The following is a 17317-nucleotide window of genomic DNA, read 5'->3' on the forward strand; positions in this document are numbered from 1 at the left end:
TACATTGTCTTCCCGTCCGTACAGTCCAGTTGAATGATACGGGTCCGTGACCTCAGGAAAGAATACGCCGGATTCGTTGCTGTCGAGGGAAGCGACTTTTCGGTCGAACCAGGAGAGGTGTTCGGCATCATCGGCCCGAACGGTGCAGGGAAGACCACGACGCTCAAGATGCTCGCCGGGCTGCTCGAACCGACCAGCGGCAGCGCCACCGTCGCGGGAATGCAGGCGAACGACCCGGCGATGCGGCGTCGACTCGGCTACCTGCCTGAGGAGTCGCCGCTCTACGAGGAGATGACGCCGAACTCCTATCTTCGATTCTTCGCGGACCTCTACGACGTGCCCCGCGACGTGGCGAACGAGCGCATCGCCGAGACGCTCGACGCCCTCGACTTGAACTACCGCGACCGCCGACTCGGCGATATGTCGAAGGGGATGCGCCGGAAGGTAGCCATCGCCCGCTCGCTCGTGAACGACCCGGACGTGCTCATCTACGACGAACCGGCGAGCGGGCTCGACCCGCTCACGACGAACTACGTCCTCGAATTCACCCGCGACCTGAGCGAACAGGGGAAGACGGTCGTCTTCAGCGCGCACAACCTCTATCACGTCGAAAGCATCTGCGACCACCTCGTCATCATGAACAAGGGGCGCATCGTGGCGCGAGGGTCTGTCGCGGAGATTCGCGAGCAACACGGCAAGACCGCGTATCACGTCTACACCTCCGTCCCGGTCCCCGACTCGGAACCAGATGGAAACCGTCACCTGACCGTCGTGGACAGCATGGCCGCAGTCGACGAGATTCGACAGGAAGCACAGGCCCAAGGCGGCGAGATACTCGACCTGCGAACCGAGGAACCGAGCCTCGAAGACATCTTCCTCACGCTGGCAAAGCGGGAGCCACCGTCGTGAACCCGCGCAAACTCCTGCGCATCGCGCGCTGGGAAGTGACAAAGGGGGCGGGCGGCATCGACCGGCGAACCGCCATCGCTGGCGTCGTCGCCATCGTCCTGCTCGTGGTCGTCTCCATGGCCGCCGTCAGCCACGGCGTGACCCTCGACCGGGGCATCTACCGCGTCGGCGTGGACGAATCGAGTCCCTACTACGGGCCGGTCGCCGCAGACCCGACGTTCGCCATCCACGACCCGACGAGTGACGAAGAGTTCGACCTGCTCATCCAAGACGGCCGCGTCGGCTACCGTGACACACAGAAGGGCCGGGCTGCACTCGCGGAACTCAGGCGGGCGGTCGAAGGATACAACGACCGCCTCATGGCGACCGAGGGGAACCGCTCCGCGGCCTTCCCCGTCGCCGTGAACATCACCTACGTGAATCGCGCCGGGGGCGAAGTGGTCGTGCCCGGTTCTGCCGGACAGGGCCAGCAGACGGCCGACGAACCAACCCAAAACCAGCAGTCGCCCGGCGGCGCAACGGAGACGCCAGCCGCCGGCGGTGGTGGCGGTGACGGGGGCAACACGCCACTGCCTGGCGACCAGCCACCGCTAGCAGACGGCCTGCTCGGAGGTGGGTCAGGCGACACGCCGAGCGACATCGCGCCGCCGTTCCCCTTCGAGTCGCTCGCCCTCGCGTTCCTGTTCGTCCTGCCGATGAACTTCGTCATTCAGGCCTACGGCAGTTCGATACTCAAAGAGCGCGTGAACCGTCGTGGGGTCCTGTTGCTCGTCTCGCCGGTGTCGCGCTACGACATCGTCGCAGGCAAGACGCTCCCGTACTTCCTCGCCTCGCTCGCGATAACGACGGTCATCGCGCTCGCCATCGGCGGCGGCCCGATTTCGATAACGGCGGTCATCCCGCTCGCGCTCGTGTTCCTCGCGGCGACGTTCCTCGCCGGAATGTTCGCCCGGTCGTTCAAGGAACTCACCTTCGTCACGGTGGCCATCAGCGTGTTTCTCACCACGTACGCGTTCGTTCCGGCCATCTTCACCGACCTGAACGCCATCGCGCTCATTTCGCCGCTCACGCTCGTCGTCCGGGACCTGCAATCGCAAGCAATTACGGCCGGTGAGTACGCCTTTGCGACGCTCCCGCTCTATCTCACCGCGTTCGTCTTGTTCACGCTCGGCGTGGGCATCTACCGCGAAGAAGACATGTTCACGCAGCGACCCGTCCACCTGAAGGCGCTCGACGCGATTTCGAGTCGTATCTCGGGGCGGCGCTCTATCGCCGTCCTCTCGATTCTGTTCATCCCGTTCGTGTTCGTCGCCGAGCTGTTGGCCGTCGCCACGCTGTTCGCGCTCCCGGTTTCGTTCTCGATTCCAGTGTTGCTCGTGGCCATTGCGCTCGTCGAGGAGATTGCGAAGAGCATCCACGTGTTCGCCGGGTTCGAGAGCGCGAAGTTCGACCGCCGCCTGAAACTCTCGCTCATCCTCGGGACGCTCTCTGGGGTCGGTTTCTTCCTCGCCGAGAAACTCACGCTCGTCAGCCAAATCGTCGGCCTTCCCGAACTCCGACTGGGGAACGTGGCGTTCGCGGGAGGCGTGGAGACGAGCGGACTGGTCTTGCTCGGCTTCCTGCTGGCTCCCCTCGTACTCCACGTCGTCACCGCGACGATTTCCGCCATCGGGGCGGCGCGAGGGGCGCGTTCGTACGCCGTCGCGCTCGGCGTGGCCATCTTCGTCCACACGGTGTACAACCTCACGGTGGTGATGCAACTTGGCTGACCCACGCCTCGCCATCACCCGGCGCGAACTGGGTGCCATCAAGAGCGAGAAGACCATCGTCCTCGCGTTGCTCATTCAGTTGTTCATCGCCGCCTTCTCGTCGTTCCTCGTCGTGGGCCTCGTCTCGCTGTACGCCCCCGGCAGCGTCTCCGACGGGCAGGTCGTCACCTTTGGCGTGGCCGGCGACGCGAGCGACCGCGTGGAGGGTGCAATTCGAGAGGTGGACGGGAGTCGATTCCGTCACTACGACTCGCGCGAGCGGGCCGAAAGCGACTTCGAAATCGGTCGCCTCGATGGCATCCTCTTGGCACATTACGGCGACGACGGGCGAATCGTGGTCGAAACCGTCGTCCCGCGGGGGAGTTTGCGGAGCACGTTAATCGTCACACAGGTACGCGAGACGCTCGAAACGCTCGAACGAACGGAGCGGGTCGCGCGCCAGCAGAGCCTCGAAAACCGGCCGATTTCGCTTCCGCGTGAGGTGTCCGCGAGTCCGTACTTCGGGTTCACGTACACGATTCTGTTGCCCCTCCTCTGTTTCCTCCCCGTCTTCATCAGCGGGTCGCTCGTGGTCGATTCGATAACCGAGGAGAACGAGCGCGGAACCCTCGAACTGCTTCGGGTCGCGCCGCTCACCATCGTCGACATCGTGGACGGAAAACTGCTCGCTGCGGCGGTTCTCGCCCCGGCACAGGTGCTCCTGTGGCTCGCCCTGCTCACGTTCAACGGCATCGCCATCGCACACGTTCCGCTGTTGCTCGCGTTCGTGGCCGCCCTCACCTTGCTCGTCGTGAGCGGTGGGGCCGCGATATCGATTCTCATCGGTGACCGACAGCGGTCGCAACTCGCCTACTCGACGGCACTGCTGTTGTTCTTCGGGAGCCTCGTGTTCCTGCCCGAACACCCCTCGACGACGGTGGCCCGGCTCGCCATCGACAGTGCCGCGCCGATTACCTTCGCCACCGTGGGCGGGGCCGTCATCTGCTGTGTCCTCGTCCTCGGCGGAATCCGGGCGGGCGTCGCGGCGGTTGGGACAGACCGACTGTAGTTTTTTGGTGCTCGTCTGTGAGGGTTTCACATGGAGTATACGACACTCGGTTCGACCGGGATGGAAGTCAGTCGATTGTGTCTCGGGTGCATGAGTTTCGGCACCCCGGAGTGGCGCGATTGGGTGCTCACGGAGGAGGAGAGCCTCCCGATTATCGACCGGGCAATCGACCTCGGCATCAACTTCTTCGACACGGCAAACATGTACTCGGTCGGCGAATCAGAACGAATTCTGGGCACGGCACTGGAGGGCCGACGCGAGGAGAACGTCGTCGCGACGAAGGTCTTCCACGAGATGGACGAGTCGAACCCTCACTCGTCGGGCCTGTCGCGAAAGGCCATCGAACAGGAACTGGAGGCGAGTCTCGACCGTCTCGGAATGGAGACGATAGACCTGTACCAGACCCACCGATGGGACGACGATACGCCCATCGACGTGACCCTCGCGACGCTCTCTGACGCAGTTCGCCGCGGGAAGGTGCGCTACATCGGGACGAGTTCCATGTGGGCCCACCAGTTTGCCGAAGCGCTCCACGCGAGCGACGGCCTCGGACTCGATCGGTTCGTCACGATGCAGAATCACTACAACCTGCTCTACCGTGAGGAAGAACGCGAGATGCTCCCGCTCTGTGAGAAGGAGGACATCGGCGTCATCCCGTGGAGCCCGCTCGCCCGCGGTTATCTCACCCGGCCGCACGTCGAGTTCGACGCCACCACGCGCGGGCAGTCGGACCAGCACGCCCGTCGCCACCCGTATCTCGAAGGTGGCGGCAAGGAGGTCAACGAACGGGTGGAGGAACTGGCGGCGGAGAAAGACGTGACTATGGCGCAGATTTCGCTCTCGTGGCTGCTGCACAAAGACTGGGTCGATGCGCCAATCGTCGGGACGACGAGCGTCGAACACCTGGAGCAAGCGGTCGAAGCCCTCGACATCTCACTTTCTGCCAGCGAGATGGAATACTTAGAGGAGCCGTACCAACCAGTTCGGGTGTCTGGTCACCAATAAGAACACAACGGAGAACGACGAGGAACGGCGTGGGTCTCCGAGAGAAGCCCCGAAGACCCCCGGACAGCGTCCCCTTTTCCCTAGCAGTCGGGTTCAACGCTACCCCACGCGCGGTGGCTGGTTGCCACCATCACACCCGACATGTGAGGGTTGGCGGGGATGGACTTGCTAGCGTTGCTTGTTATTTCAGGCAGTTTATTAGCTACGTTCTTCGAGCACGGATGAGAGTACGCTTTTCACCCCACGACGGACTCGTTCCGAGGCCGCCTGTTGGGAAATTCCGAGGGTGTTCGCAATCTCTGAGAGCGTCGCCGCGCGCGGCACGTCGAAATATCCGTGTTCGAGTGCGAGCAGCAGGGTCTCTCGCTGGTCTGCGGTCAGTCCGTGCGGTGGCTCCTGGCCACCGTCGGCGAGGGTGTACACCCGGGACAGGTCTATCGAAATGTCGTGTTCGAGACAGTACTCGTGGAACTGCGAGAGGTGTGCGTGGTCGCCAAACCGCAGGTGGAACAGCCACTCTCTGTTTCCGTTCGCTTTGAGAATCGTCGCTTCTGACTCGGCGATTCCGTGGACGAGGCTCTCGATTGGCTCTGTCCACTCGACGCGGTAGAGCGCTGAGCCACTCACGGCATCCAGACGAGAAAGGTTCGCGACGACCGGACTCTCCCTGACTTCGTTCTCGAACGCCTCCAGATTGCCACCCGACGCCCAGAAAAACGGCATCACCTTTTCAGACGTCGGGACGATGCGTTCTAAGTCGATGTGAATCTCCGAATCCGTGTGCAAGACCGTGCCGAGATTGAACTCGGAGTATGGGATAGTAAACTCGGCGATGACACTCATCCGTTGTATATCGGCCGGATAGAAAAAATACGTTACTCAGGCGGCGGGCTGGTCGAGACGGGGTCGTCCTCGTCCATTCGGAGCAACAGGAACACGGTGACGAACGCGACCACGATGTGCAACACCCCGAGGACGGCCACTCCGGCCATCGTCGCATCCGCTAACTGCTGTGCGAGCCACAGCGGGGCGGTAGAAAGGATGAGGACCGCGAGGGCGACGACGACGAAATTTCGCCTGGGGCGGTCGGTGTACCGGTCGAGGATGGCGTAGACGAACACGCCGCCGGCGGACCCGAGTACGGCGACGCCGATGACCTGTGACCACGCGAGCGGCGCGAACGTCGGCGGGACGAGTCCGAACGCACCGGCGATACCTCTCACGATGGTCGTCGCCACGATGACGGCGCCCACGACGAAGACACCGAGTCGAAAGAGGTAGTCTAGCCGCGCGAAATCGCTGGTGGGCGCGGCAGAATCGTCTCGCATTGCCATATGCTATCTACAGGCATCCGAAAGAATTAAGTCTACCTCTCGAATTTGCGGGATAGACGGGACGAAGAACCACAATTCACCACTTTTTTGGAGAGTCAGCAGATGGAGATTGTCTGGCGGAAGCCGACCAGACCACGGCGAGGACAGTCCGCCGTACGTTTATAAGCGATGCCGGCGCAACACCAACCAATGGACGGTGACACGACGGTCACACTGCGCAGCCTTCATCCGCGGGTGCAGGTGGTGTGGATCGCAGAGTCGGTGGTCGGCGCACTCGTGTTCGCCGCACTCGCCGGTGTCGTTTCCGCTTTCTTCGCCGGTCTCACTACCCGGACAGGCCTCGTCGCCGCGGGAGTGTTCGTGGTGCTGACTGTCGTCGGAAGCGTGCTCGCTGTCGCTCGGTATCGGCGGTGGCGGTACGCCCTCTACGACGACCACCTGTACTTAGAACGCGGTGTCTTCACCCGGGTCAAGACCGTCGTCCCGTTCGTCCGCGTCCAGCACGTAGACGCTCGTCGCGGCCCGGTCGAGCGACTCGCGGGACTCGCAACCTCGGTGGTGTACACGGCCGGGTCACGTGGCGCGGACGTGACTATTCCCGGCCTCACACCGACCGGAGCCGACGACCTGCAAGACCAGCTTAAGCGACTGGCCATCGACGCGGAACCCGAGGACGCCGTATGAAACTCAGTCCGCTTTCGATTCCCTACCGGCTTCTGCGGGTCGCGAGCGGGTTCGTCTGGGTTCTCATCTTCGCCGGATTCGGGTCCGTCTCGATGTTCGGGATGAGCGTCGGCACCGCAGTTCTGGCGGGACTGTTCGGCCTCGGCTTCCTCGTCCTCGTCGGGTATCAAGTTCGCTACTATCAGCGCTTCGAGTATCGACTCACCGCGGACTCACTCGACATCACCTCGGGGGTCCTCTCCCGGACGAACCGGGAGATTCCGCTCCGGCGCATCCAGAACGTCGATATTCACCGCAACCTGATTCAACGCGCCCTCGACATCGCCGAAGTTCGGGTCGAAACCGCAGGCGGGAGTTCGACCGAAGCGCACCTGCGCTACGTGAGCACCGACGCGGCACGACGTCTCGTTAACGAGGTCGGTCGGTTGAAACGCGGCGCTGTGGACGACACAGAAGAAGCCCCTGCCTCGACGCTCCTCTACGAAATTTCGTCGCGAGAACTCGCCCTCCTCGGTCTCGTCTCGCTCGATTTACGATTCGTGCCCATTCTCACCGTAGCCGTGCCGGTCGTCGTCCCCTCCCTTTCGCGATTCATCGTGACCGACCCTGTCACCGGGTTCATCCTCGCCGCTCCGCTCGGCATCATCGCCCTCATCGTGCTCTCGGTCGTCACCAGCGGGGCCGCGGCCATCGCGAACTACTACGGTTTCCGCCTGTCGCGGGCGAACGGCGACCTGCGGTACGAACGAGGCCTGCTCCAGCGCTACGACGGGACGATTCCCCTCGACAAGGTGCAGACGCTCACGATTCGAGAGAATCTGGTTCAGCGACTCGTCGACCACGCCACGCTCGGTGTCGAGACGGCCGGGTACGCACCGGGACAGGGAACGACTCTCGGGTCTGAGGCGGCCGTCCCGCTCGCACCGAAAGACCGCGTCGTATCGCTCGCCCAGACAATCGAACCCTTTGGTGACCCGACGTTCGAGCGACCGCCGAAACGCGCCCGACAGCGGTACGCCGTGCGGTACACGCTCGCGTTGCTGGCGTTGACCGGCGTGCTGTTTGCCGTCATTCGATTTTCTGGATTTGAAATCGGATGGTGGGTGCCGTTGCTCGGCATTCCGCTTACGCCAGTCGCAGCCCACTACCAGTGGAAGAACCGGGGTTACGCGCTCACAGACGACTACGTCCTCACGCAGGCTGGGTTCTGGGTTCGAACGACGAAAATCGTCCCATACTATCGCGTTCAGACGGTGGCGACGAGCGCGTCCATCTTCCAGCGCTATCGCGACCTAGCCACGCTCACGGTGGACACCGCGGGCGCTCGGAGCATCATCGGCAGCAACGCCCGTGCCCTCGACATCGACGCGGCGACGGCTGCGACGCTCAGAGACGTGGTCGCAGACCGACTCCAGGCCTCGCTGCGAGCGCGACGAGTTCGCGGGTAGCGTCACCCGAGGCCGAGGATGCGCAGACCATCGAATTCGAACAGGAACAGGTAAATTTGCAGGAGGCCGGCGAGCACCAGCAGGACGCCCGCTGCGCGGGTGACTCCGCGAACGTTACGCGAGAGACGGCGAAGTAATGTCTCGCGTCCGAGAGCGGAGAGCGCGGTCACGAGAATCATGAGCACGCTCATCCCGGCGGCGTAGGCGGCGAGGGTCACGACGGCAGTGGAGGGTCCAGCAGCCAGCGCGGACAGCGAGACGGCGATGAACAGTGGGGCTGTGCATCCGGCGGCGGCCCCCGCGTACACGACGCCGAACAGGACGAACCCGGTCGAAGACCGCGTTCGCGCTGGCAGTTGTATCGTCAGGTGGAGGCGAGTTGGCGTCTTTCCGAGGGCCATCGCTCCGCCGAGAAATACGAGCAAACTCCCGACGACGAGTTCGAGGAGAGAGATGTTGGTGAACGCCTGCGTCCCGACGGCGACCACGAGGCCGACGAGCGCGGCGTAGACGAGAAAGAAGCCGGCACTCACGAGTGACCCGACGAGCACCGCTTGCTGGAGCCGTCGTCCAGTCGACTGCGGAGCGTCGTCTCCACTGCCGAGATAGTAGGCGACGTAGCCGGGGAGCAGCGGGTACGAACACGGGGCGAAGAAGGTGAGCACGCCCGCGGTGAAGGCGAAACCGAGTCGCAGGTCTTCGAGAACCATCACGCGACTCCGGCGCGGCGGACGGCGTCGTCGATAGCTTGCAGACTGGCGAGGCCGACGTGTCGCCAGACTTCTTCGCCATCGGCAGTGAACACGAGGAGCGTCGGGAGGTTACTGACCCCGTAGTGCTCACCGGTTTGCACGTCCGGGTCGAGCGCCGTCGGCCACGTGCCGCCGTACTCTTCCCAGAAGGCTCGAACGACCTCCGCGTCGCGTTCCCACGTTATCGACAGCATGTGGAGGCGGTCTGGGCCGTAGCGACTGCGTATCTCGGCTAAGTCACTCATCTGGGGCTTACACGGCGCACACCAGGTTGCGAAGAAATCGAGCAACACTGGTCGGTCCGTCGGCTGGACGCGGAGCGGGCCACCGTCGAGTGACCCGACCGCGAGCGTATCGAGCGTCAGGGCAGCCTCTCGCGACCCACCGGTACAGCCTGCGAGCGCACCCACTGTGGCGAGCCCGGCGGTCGCGAGAAATCGTCGCCGGGTTGTGTCCATGCCTGAGTATTGGTGGGTGCTGGAAAAGGGGTATTCCGTTTGTGAGCGTGGCTCACACAACCCCGCCGGGGATTAGACGGGTGCGTGCCAATCCATGACATGAACCGACGGCGATACCTCACGGCAGTGTCCGCCGCGGCGGCATTCGGCCTCGCCGGATGCACGGGCGGCACGGGCGGCAGTCCTGACAGAACGCCCCCAGTTTCGACGCCGAATGGATTTACGCTCCCCGTTCCATCGGACCAATTGCGACGTGGTGCGCCGAAGGACGCGATTCCTGCCATCACGGACCCAGTCTTTGGGGAAAGTTGGGAGGGCATCGAGATGCGCGTTCGGAGCAACTTCATCGGCGAGTACACCGCCCGCCCACGACTCGAACCGACGGACAGGGTCATCGGCGTCGAACGCGGTGGAGAGACGCGTGCCTACCCGCTCAAGATTCTGAACTGGCACGAAATCGTGAACGACGACTTCGACGGCCCACTGCTGGTGACGTTTTGCCCGCTCTGTGGCAGCGGTCTCACTGCGGAGCGAACCGTCGACGGCGCGGCGACGAACTTCGGGGTGTCGGGACTGCTCTGGAACTCGGACCTCGTGATGTACGATTTTAAGACCGAGAGCCTCTGGAGTCAGCTTCTCGCAACGGCGATTTCAGGCGAGCGAACCGGCGAGACGCTCACGCTGACGCCATCCACGCTGACGACGTGGGGGGAGTGGACTACCACCCACCCAGACACCGTCGTCCTCCTCCCGCCGCCGAAGTCGGGGACGATAAACGGGCCGACGACGCGCGATTACGGCATCGACCCCTACTCGTCGTACGCGAGTTCTGACCAGATTGGTATCGGCTTCAACGACTTCGACGACGACCGCCTGCACCCGAAAACGCTCGTCATCGGCATCACCGACGGCGCGATGGCGCGCGCCTATCCGTTCGAAGTCGTCGACGCGAGCGGGGTCGTAAACGACACCGTCGGGTCACGTGCCGTGGTCGTCGCCACCCTCGCGGACGGAACGCTCGTGGCCTACGACCGCACGGTTGGGGACGAAACGTTGACCTTCGAGGTGGGTGCGCCAGGCGAGATGCGCGGCGGCGGGTCGCGCTGGCGACTCGGAACCGGCGTCGCCCTCGACGGCCCCCACGAGAGCACGCGCCTCACGCGAGCGAACGACGCGTCGCCGATGTTCTGGTTCGCGTGGGCAGATTTCAATCCCGCCACGGACATCTTCGAAGGCTGACAACACTACCTTTTTTGCCGGTGGGTCGGAACCTTCTTCAATGAATACCCACCGCGCCGGAGCCCTTTCCGGCATCCTCGCACCCGGTATCACGCTCGGTGCAATCCTCCTGGCCACGCTCCTCTCGCCGACCTTCACGTGGACCGGAAGCGCGCTCTCCAACCTCGGCGGCGCGGGCGAACGGACGGCGTGGCTGTTCAACGGCGGCCTCATGGTTGGCAGCCTCGTCGCCCTGCCGTTCGTCGCGGTGATCGTGCGCGCCGCCAGAAACTGGTGGCAACGAGTGGGAGTGGGCTTTCTCGCCCTGTCGCTCGTCGCCCTGTTCTCCGTCGGTGTCTTCCCTATCGGGACGGCGTATCACTTCCCCGCCGCACTCTCGTTTTACCTGTTGCTCACCCTCGCTCTCTGGGTCCACGGAACCGGGTCTGTGATTGCCGCAGACGTTTCCTTTGGTCTCGCGAGCATCTGGCTCGGCATCGCGAACATCATGACGTGGATGGTCTGGGTTTCGACGGGCGACCTCACGCGCAGTGGCCTCGCGATTCCAGAAATCATCGGCGCGCTCATCTTCGGCGGGTGGATGGCCTTCGCTGCACGGCGACTGTTCGCCCGGCCGCGAACTGCGGTCAGCCAGCCACTTTCGAAAACTGATTGATGTCCTCGTCGAGACCGGTCACGATGAGTTCGTCGTCGCGCTGGATGACGAAATCCGGGCCGACGTCCGTGATGACCGACCCGTTTCGCCGGACGGCGATGACCGTACAGCCGGTTCGCTGGCGGACGTCCGCCCCCGCGAGGGTCTGTCCCGCGAGATTCGGTGCGGCTATCCGCACCACCTCTATCTGCTTGTCGAAGGTGATGACTTCCTCGTCGAGAATCGTCGAGGCGAGCATTCGACCGCTCACCGTTGCGAGCGCGAGGACGTAGTCCGCACCGGCGCGGTACATCTTTCGGACGCTGTCTGTCTCCTCTGCGCGGGCGAGAATCTCGATATCCGGGTAGTGTTCGCGCAGGATGAGCAGGCAGAACACCGACACGGTGTCGTCGGGAAGCGCGAGAATCACCGCGCTCGCCTCGTCGAGTCTCGCCTCGCGCAGCGTCTCGTCGTCCGTCGCGTCCCCGACGACGTCCACGCCCGGTTTGTCCTCGATATCCACGACGGTGAAGGGGTGGCCGGACTCGTCGAGAGCGCGGGCGACTTCCGCCCCGACTTCACCGTACCCGATAATGACAACCGGGCCGGGACTGTGACGCCGGGTGGCAGAGAGGGTGAGCGATTTGACCTGCTCTAATTGCCCCTCGTCGCCGGCGACGAGCAACATCGTGTGCTCGTCGATGACGGTCTCCGGGCCCGGCGGACTCACGAATTCCCCCGAGAGCCACGCTCCGATGATGTTCGCGCCGGTTTCCTCTGTGATTCGACTGTCTTCGATAGTGACGCCGTCGAGCGGGCTGCCGTCCTGAATGGAGAACTCGACGATTTCGAAATTCTCACCGATTTCGACCGAGTCCATGAGTTCGTGACTGAGCGTCGTCGTCACCTTGTTCGCGAGACTCTCACCGACGAGGTGACGCGGCGAGAAGACGAAATCTGCACCAGCGTACCGGTGATAGCGGGCCGCGTCGTCCGTCTCGACGAAGGTGATAACCTGCGTATCGCAGATGTCCTTGGCCGTGAGAGCGATGCTCGCGTTCGTCTCGTCGTCCTCGTCCGCGACGACCGCTCGCGCGTCGGCGATGTTCGCCGATTCGAGTGTTTCGTTCGTCTCGGGGTCGCCGAAGATGACCGGCACGCCGTTTTCGTAGAGCGCGTTCGCCTGCTCCCGATTCGACGCGATGACGACGGACGGAATCTCACGGTCGTCGAGTTCGTCGATGAGCGTCTCGCCGCGGGGCGTGTAGCCACAGATGATGACGTGGTCTGTGAGGTCCTCGACCGCGTTCGGCGCGCTCATCGAGAGGCGGGTTTCGATCCACGGGACGACGAACAGCGGCAGCGCGAGGAAGACGAAGAAGATGCCCGTAAACTGCATCGTCACGACGAGAAATTTCATCGGGAGCGTCGCCCACGGCGCGTCCTCGCCGTACCCCGTCGTGGTGAACGTTTCGACGACCACGACGAGCGAATCGGAGAGCGACTGCGGGTCGTTTTCGAGGAGTCGCATCCCCGTGTTGTAGGCGAAGGTAAACGCGACGACGACGCCCACGAAGGTGAGCAGATACGTAATGAATAGATTGCGGCGGCTTTCCCTGCCGACCAGTCGCTGCAAGGAACTACCGGGCGAAGCCATACGTGTCCATTTGGCGCTGTGCGGCGTAAAACGATTCGGGTTGGGCGACTCAGCGTTCGGGTGGGCCGACAGTATAGTTATGTTCAGGGCGGTTCATGTCGGCAGTAATGCCCGCCATCGAAACAACTTCTCTCACAAAGGAGTACGACGGCTTTGCGGCACTCACAGACCTCTCGCTTTCGGTCGACCACGGCTCGCTGTACGGCCTCCTCGGGCCGAACGGGTCCGGAAAAACCACCACTCTCTCCATCCTGACCGGCCAGCTTGTCCCGACGGCCGGGTCTGCTCGCGTCCTCGACGTTGACCCCGTCGAAGACCCCGTGGAAGTCAGAAAAAAGGTCGGCATCCTCCCCGAACGCGAGGACCCGCCGAGTTTCATGACGCCACGCGAGTACCTCACCTTCGTTTCCGAGGTGCGAGACCTCGACGACCCGGAGTACCAAATCGCCCGGTGGGCCGACCGCCTCGGCTTCGAGGACCGGCTCGACACGCTCGCGACGGACCTCTCCGAGGGCGAACGCCAGCGCGTCATGCTCGCACAGGCGTTCGTCCACGACCCGCAGGTCGTATTCATCGACGAACCGCTCGTCAACTTAGACCCAATCATGCAAGAGCGGGTCAAACGATTGTTCGTCGATTACTGTGACGTGGGCAACACGCTGTTTCTCTCGACGCACTTCATCAGCGTCGCGGAGGAAATCTGTACGAACGTCGGCATCCTCTCGAACGGCCGGCTCATCGCCGAACGCGACCCGCGAACGCTCGAAGACGGCGAGGGCCTCCTCGAGTACTTCCTCTCGGAGGTGGACGCAGCGAAGACGGCCGGGGAGGCCACGGTCGTCCAATGAGCCTCTTCGTTCGGATGGTCAAAGAGGAGTGGCGACTCCACAGCCGACTGTTCGGTTCGAAACGCTTCGCCCTCTTCCCGCTGTTCATCGCCCTCGTCTGCGGCGTAAGCTACTGGTTTCTGACTCTGACGGGGACCACGCTCGACGGCATCGCGCTCGGCCTCCACGCCGTCGTGTTCTTCCTCGGCTTGCAAGTAGGAACCATCGGGTTCGTCGGGCGCGACGCGCTCAAGAATCTGCTCGGCGACCTCACGCTACTCGTCTTTTCCGCGCGAACGCTCCCGCTCTCACAGCGCCGATTGCTCGCGACGTTCCTCGTCAAAGACCTCGTCTACTACGCCTTCCTCTACCTCGCGCCGGTCGTCCTCGCCTACGCACCCTTTGCCCTCCAGGTGGGTCACTCACCCCTCCGCGTGCTCCTTCTCTGGGTCACCGTGGCCGAAGTGTTCGGCATCGGCGTGGCGCTGTCGTTCGCCGCCGCCGCAGTGGCCACCCGCGGGCGGGCCGCACTCGGGCTGTTCTTGCTCACGGTCGGTGCCCTCGTCGTCTACGCGCAGGCCCCACTCCAGACCATTTTCAGTCTCGGCCTCAGTGAACGAGCGACACTCCTCGGGGCTGGAATTGGCGTCGTCGTCCTCATCGCCCTTTCGGCGTTCGGCCTCGTGCTGTTCAAACCACGGGCGGGGTCCACCCACCGAACACCCTCGACTCGCCTCGCTGGCCTGAAAAATCGCATCCCCGGACGGGACCCACACCTCGTTGCGCGGGCCGTGACGGACGTCGGTCGCTCCAGTGGGTCGTTCTGGAAAGTGGTCATCTCCGCGGCGGTCATCTTCGGGACAACGGCGTTCCTGCTCGACAAAGTGGCCGAGGCGACGGCCATCCGACCCGGCGCGGGTATCGCCCTCGGGACGCTGCTCGGCCTTGGGTCGTTCACCACCTACGCCTGGGTGACGCAGTTCGACGACGCCCGCGAGTACCTCCACTACCCCATCACGCTCACCCGGGTGTTCCGGGCGAAGTTCTACGCGTATCTCCTGCTCACGATTCCCGTCTCGCTTTGTTTCCTGCTGATTGCGGAACTCGGGTTCAACGTGACGAGCGTCCTCTCGGGGTTCGTCATCTTCCCGCTCGTCTCCGTCTACGTCTTCGGCGTGACGGCGTGGCTCACCGGACTCGCGCCGAACGACCTCCTGTTCGACACGCCACGGTTCGTCCTGTTCGGCGTGGCTATCGCGCTCGTGGCCGTGCCGCTGCTGGTCGCATCGCTCGCTCACAGCGTCTCGCCGCTTCTCACGACGGGAATTGCAGTGGTCCTTGCCGCGCTGGCCGCGGTGCTCGGGTGGGTGTTGTTGAACCGAGCGGGCCCCCGGTGGGACGTCCGCCTGCGACAGGACGCTTAGGCCCGTGCGCGGACGAGCAGTTTCGGCGTCGTGAACGACGCCACACCGTCTTCTGCGTACCAGATGTCGAAGTACCGTCGCGCCGCATTCGGGGCTTTGTCGAACGCCGCCTGGAGTTCGTCCAGCCGGGCTTGCGGGACGCCGATTCGTTCGACCCAGCTATCGAATTCGAGGGTCCGCCGGACCCAGGCCGTCTCCTCGACGACGAAGCCGGCGTCGTCGAGCCAGTCGCGCCAGCGCTGTTCTGAATAACTCTCGACGTGCGTCGGGTCACGGAGGCGTTCGACGCGGTTCAGAAACTCCGCGAGCACCTCGTCGTCCGGCGCGACGTTGTCTTCTAAGACGAAGACGCCACCGGGGGCGAGAACGCGAGCGACTTCGGCGACGAAGGTTGCGGGGTCCGGAAAGTGGTGGGCGGCGATACGACACGAGACGGCGTCGAACGTGTCGTCAGGGAACGGCAGGCCCTCTGCATCGCCGACGACGCCGCGCAGGAGGGGGAACGACGATTGGGCGAGTGCGACCATTTCGGGGGTGAGGTCGACGACGATGACCTCGTCGACGCCGGCGCGCATGAGGGCGTTGCCGGTGTGGCCCGCGCCGGTCGCGACGTCGAGGGCGAGGGTCGCTTCGTTCGCCCACTCGCTCAACAGCTGTAAATCGCGTCCGCCGCGGTGGACGGGGCTATCGCGGTAACCCGTGCTTGCTCGACCAAACGACGTTGCCACATCCCGTTTCGAGTTTGCCCCGCGCATACGTACAGTTCGGAGGCTGTGAGTATCTAGATTTGGGCTTGCGCGAAACCGACTTTCCCCTCGAGCGACAACCATCGGTGTGAACCTCGCGACAGATACCGGGCGGGAAACGGTGATTTTCGGCCACGAAATCGACTGGACCGTCGCCGGCCCGGACGTGAAATTCGAGGGCCTCTCGCCCAGTGCAGCACGAACCTTGCTCACGGAGGGCTACATGGACCCCGACGCCCGCAGCGGTCGGTCGCCGACGATGGCGACGATGGTCGAATTCATGGAACGCTTCGCCGACGCTGACCCGGAGCGAAACGGCACGATGTCGGCCCACGGCCGGGTCATCGCGCCAAGCGAACCGGACGCGCAGGTGCTCCTCGAAGGTGTCATCTACTCGGGGCCAACTTCGTCTGCGTTCGTCAGGGCGTACGCTGACCTGTTCTACGAGGCGTCGTCGTTCATGCTCGAAAAGGACCTCCACGCGCGATGCTGGTTCGAGTAGTGCCACGACCCGCGGAGTTAATCGGTCGCCGTCCCTATCACCGGTAATGACCTACCGCGGAGCAGTCGTGGACCTGGACGGAACGGTGTATCGAGGCGAATCGCTCATTCCTGGCGCGAACGCCGGTATCGACTTTTTGCGCTCGTCGGGACTCGACCTCCTGTTTTTCTCGAACAACCCGACGAAATCACCCGCGGCCTACAGCGAGCGACTGGCAAGCCACGGCCTCGACGTGCCTATCGAGGAGATCGCCTCCTCTGCGACCGTCACCGCAGCGTACCTGCAGGACCACCACGCGGACGACAACGTGTTCGTCATCGGCGACCCCGGACTGGTCGAACAACTCGAAGCCGCAGACCTGACGCTCACCGACGAACCGACAGCGACCGACGTGCTGGTCGGATCGTGGGACCGCGAGTTCAGTTACCGGAAACTCACGAGCGCGCTCTGGGCGATTCAGGCCGGCGCGGCGTTCATCGGCACCGACCCGGACCGCCGCGTCCCCATCGGCGACGGCCGACTCATCCCCGGGTCCGGTGCCATCATCCACGCCATCGAGGGGGTTGCAGACCGCCCTGCGGATCACGTTCTCGGGAAACCCTCCGAGGAAGCCGCCGAACTCGCACTGTCGCGACTCGGCGTGAGCGCGGACGATTGTCTCGTCATCGGCGACAGCCTCCAGACCGACATCTCGATGGGCGAGCGCGTCGGCATGACGACGGTTCTCGTGCGCTCTGGCATCACCACGCCAGAGAACATCGACGCCGGGCGGGTGCGCCCCGATTACGTCGTCGATTCACTCGGCGAGATTGGTGAAATTTTCTGAGGCGGGCACGTTTATTGGTACGTCACCACACACCTACACTGTGCATCGAGGGGTG

Annotated in this window: 18 protein-coding genes; 12 read left to right on the forward strand and 6 right to left on the reverse strand. The window is 63.8% G+C overall.

The features are described 5' to 3' along the window. Window positions 1-33 precede the first annotated feature (33 nt). Genes P1M51_RS05690 through P1M51_RS05705 form a run of 4 tightly spaced genes read left to right on the forward strand, consistent with a single transcriptional unit; the run spans window position 34 to window position 4731 of the window. The gene (locus tag P1M51_RS05690; RefSeq protein ID WP_276247215.1) at window positions 34-909 is read left to right on the forward strand and encodes an ABC transporter ATP-binding protein; all 876 of its coding nucleotides are present in this window, start codon (window positions 34-36) and stop codon (window positions 907-909) included. Then, window positions 906-2678, forward strand: coding sequence for a PrsW family intramembrane metalloprotease (locus tag P1M51_RS05695; RefSeq protein ID WP_276274873.1), 1773 nt, complete (start codon window positions 906-908; stop codon window positions 2676-2678). Before P1M51_RS05690 ends, P1M51_RS05695 begins: the two co-directional genes overlap by 4 nt. Further along, the gene (locus tag P1M51_RS05700) at window positions 2671-3726 is read left to right on the forward strand and encodes an ABC transporter permease (RefSeq protein ID WP_276247217.1); all 1056 of its coding nucleotides are present in this window, start codon (window positions 2671-2673) and stop codon (window positions 3724-3726) included. The genes P1M51_RS05695 and P1M51_RS05700 overlap by 8 nt, the downstream gene beginning before the upstream one ends. Before the next feature lie 30 nt (window positions 3727-3756). Beyond that, on the forward strand, window positions 3757-4731 hold the full coding sequence (locus tag P1M51_RS05705; protein ID WP_276247218.1) for an aldo/keto reductase: 975 nt from the start codon (window positions 3757-3759) through the stop codon (window positions 4729-4731). 198 nt (window positions 4732-4929) lie between these two features. On the opposite strand, the gene P1M51_RS05710 is transcribed toward P1M51_RS05705, so the two are convergent. Next, entirely contained in the window at window positions 4930-5574 is a 645-nt protein-coding gene (locus tag P1M51_RS05710) for a helix-turn-helix domain-containing protein (RefSeq protein WP_276247219.1), read from the reverse strand. Window positions 5575-5606: 32 nt separating this feature from the next. Then, the gene (locus P1M51_RS05715; RefSeq protein WP_276247220.1) at window positions 5607-6065 is read right to left on the reverse strand and encodes a DUF6069 family protein; all 459 of its coding nucleotides are present in this window, start codon (window positions 6063-6065) and stop codon (window positions 5607-5609) included. A gap of 189 nt (window positions 6066-6254) precedes the next feature. Between P1M51_RS05715 and P1M51_RS05720 the strand changes: the two genes are divergently transcribed. Continuing rightward, entirely contained in the window at window positions 6255-6749 is a 495-nt protein-coding gene (locus P1M51_RS05720) for a PH domain-containing protein (RefSeq protein ID WP_276247221.1), read from the forward strand. Beyond that, a complete protein-coding gene (locus P1M51_RS05725; RefSeq protein WP_276247222.1) occupies window positions 6746-8197 on the forward strand; it encodes a PH domain-containing protein in 1452 nt (483 codons plus the stop codon). Before P1M51_RS05720 ends, P1M51_RS05725 begins: the two co-directional genes overlap by 4 nt. Before the next feature lie 2 nt (window positions 8198-8199). Here the strand turns inward: P1M51_RS05725 and P1M51_RS05730 are convergent, their stop codons facing one another. Both P1M51_RS05730 and P1M51_RS05735 read right to left on the reverse strand, forming a co-directional pair. After that, window positions 8200-8907: a cytochrome c biogenesis CcdA family protein gene (locus P1M51_RS05730; RefSeq protein WP_276247223.1), complete on the reverse strand. Its 708-nt coding sequence runs from the start codon at window positions 8905-8907 to the stop codon at window positions 8200-8202. Next, window positions 8907-9407 (reverse strand): thioredoxin family protein, encoded by a 501-nt coding sequence (locus P1M51_RS05735; RefSeq protein WP_276247224.1) that lies wholly within the window; start codon window positions 9405-9407, stop codon window positions 8907-8909. The genes P1M51_RS05730 and P1M51_RS05735 overlap by 1 nt, the downstream gene beginning before the upstream one ends. A 99-nt stretch (window positions 9408-9506) precedes the next feature. Here P1M51_RS05735 and P1M51_RS05740 point away from each other — a divergent pair, with 99 nt between their 5' ends. Both P1M51_RS05740 and P1M51_RS05745 read left to right on the forward strand, forming a co-directional pair. Then, a complete protein-coding gene (locus P1M51_RS05740; protein WP_276247225.1) occupies window positions 9507-10646 on the forward strand; it encodes a DUF3179 domain-containing protein in 1140 nt (379 codons plus the stop codon). A gap of 40 nt (window positions 10647-10686) precedes the next feature. Next, a complete protein-coding gene (locus tag P1M51_RS05745) occupies window positions 10687-11301 on the forward strand; it encodes a DUF998 domain-containing protein (RefSeq protein WP_276247226.1) in 615 nt (204 codons plus the stop codon). Here the strand turns inward: P1M51_RS05745 and P1M51_RS05750 are convergent. Then, window positions 11273-12937 carry a TrkA family potassium uptake protein gene (locus P1M51_RS05750; RefSeq protein ID WP_276247227.1) on the reverse strand — a complete coding sequence of 555 codons (1665 nt, stop codon included), beginning with the start codon at window positions 12935-12937 and terminating at the stop codon, window positions 11273-11275. The genes P1M51_RS05745 and P1M51_RS05750 overlap by 29 nt on opposite strands. A gap of 107 nt (window positions 12938-13044) precedes the next feature. On the opposite strand from P1M51_RS05750, the gene P1M51_RS05755 reads away from it, so the two are divergent. After that, entirely contained in the window at window positions 13045-13785 is a 741-nt protein-coding gene (locus tag P1M51_RS05755; RefSeq protein WP_276247228.1) for an ABC transporter ATP-binding protein, read from the forward strand. After that, window positions 13782-15188 carry a hypothetical protein gene (locus P1M51_RS05760; protein WP_276247229.1) on the forward strand — a complete coding sequence of 469 codons (1407 nt, stop codon included), beginning with the start codon at window positions 13782-13784 and terminating at the stop codon, window positions 15186-15188. The genes P1M51_RS05755 and P1M51_RS05760 overlap by 4 nt, the downstream gene beginning before the upstream one ends. On the opposite strand, the gene P1M51_RS05765 is transcribed toward P1M51_RS05760, so the two are convergent. After that, window positions 15185-15943: a class I SAM-dependent methyltransferase gene (locus P1M51_RS05765; RefSeq protein WP_276274874.1), complete on the reverse strand. Its 759-nt coding sequence runs from the start codon at window positions 15941-15943 to the stop codon at window positions 15185-15187. The two genes, P1M51_RS05760 and P1M51_RS05765, sit on opposite strands and share 4 nt — an antisense overlap. A gap of 79 nt (window positions 15944-16022) precedes the next feature. Here P1M51_RS05765 and P1M51_RS05770 point away from each other — a divergent pair, with 79 nt between their 5' ends. Next, window positions 16023-16436 (forward strand): hypothetical protein, encoded by a 414-nt coding sequence (locus tag P1M51_RS05770; RefSeq protein WP_276247231.1) that lies wholly within the window; start codon window positions 16023-16025, stop codon window positions 16434-16436. Window positions 16437-16482: 46 nt separating this feature from the next. Further along, window positions 16483-17262: an HAD-IIA family hydrolase gene (locus tag P1M51_RS05775; RefSeq protein ID WP_276274875.1), complete on the forward strand. Its 780-nt coding sequence runs from the start codon at window positions 16483-16485 to the stop codon at window positions 17260-17262. Window positions 17263-17317 lie beyond the last annotated feature (55 nt).

The sequence above is a fragment of the Haladaptatus sp. QDMS2 genome (assembly GCF_029338295.1).
Taxonomy (GTDB): Archaea; Halobacteriota; Halobacteria; order Halobacteriales; family Halococcaceae; genus QDMS2.

Coding starts and splice junctions, on each gene's coding strand:
- P1M51_RS05725 (WP_276247222.1), top strand. CDS start 6,746: ATGAAACTCAGTCCGCTTTCGATTCCCTACCGGCTTCTGCGGGTCGCG.
- P1M51_RS05775 (WP_276274875.1), top strand. CDS start 16,483: ATGACCTACCGCGGAGCAGTCGTGGACCTGGACGGAACGGTGTATCGA.
- P1M51_RS05715 (WP_276247220.1), bottom strand. CDS start 6,065: ATGGCAATGCGAGACGATTCTGCCGCGCCCACCAGCGATTTCGCGCGG.
- P1M51_RS05735 (WP_276247224.1), bottom strand. CDS start 9,407: ATGGACACAACCCGGCGACGATTTCTCGCGACCGCCGGGCTCGCCACA.
- P1M51_RS05745 (WP_276247226.1), top strand. CDS start 10,687: ATGAATACCCACCGCGCCGGAGCCCTTTCCGGCATCCTCGCACCCGGT.
- P1M51_RS05705 (WP_276247218.1), top strand. CDS start 3,757: ATGGAGTATACGACACTCGGTTCGACCGGGATGGAAGTCAGTCGATTG.
- P1M51_RS05765 (WP_276274874.1), bottom strand. CDS start 15,943: ATGCGCGGGGCAAACTCGAAACGGGATGTGGCAACGTCGTTTGGTCGA.
- P1M51_RS05760 (WP_276247229.1), top strand. CDS start 13,782: ATGAGCCTCTTCGTTCGGATGGTCAAAGAGGAGTGGCGACTCCACAGC.
- P1M51_RS05755 (WP_276247228.1), top strand. CDS start 13,045: ATGCCCGCCATCGAAACAACTTCTCTCACAAAGGAGTACGACGGCTTT.
- P1M51_RS05730 (WP_276247223.1), bottom strand. CDS start 8,907: ATGGTTCTCGAAGACCTGCGACTCGGTTTCGCCTTCACCGCGGGCGTG.
- P1M51_RS05710 (WP_276247219.1), bottom strand. CDS start 5,574: ATGAGTGTCATCGCCGAGTTTACTATCCCATACTCCGAGTTCAATCTC.
- P1M51_RS05720 (WP_276247221.1), top strand. CDS start 6,255: ATGGACGGTGACACGACGGTCACACTGCGCAGCCTTCATCCGCGGGTG.
- P1M51_RS05740 (WP_276247225.1), top strand. CDS start 9,507: ATGAACCGACGGCGATACCTCACGGCAGTGTCCGCCGCGGCGGCATTC.
- P1M51_RS05690 (WP_276247215.1), top strand. CDS start 34: ATGATACGGGTCCGTGACCTCAGGAAAGAATACGCCGGATTCGTTGCT.
- P1M51_RS05750 (WP_276247227.1), bottom strand. CDS start 12,937: ATGGCTTCGCCCGGTAGTTCCTTGCAGCGACTGGTCGGCAGGGAAAGC.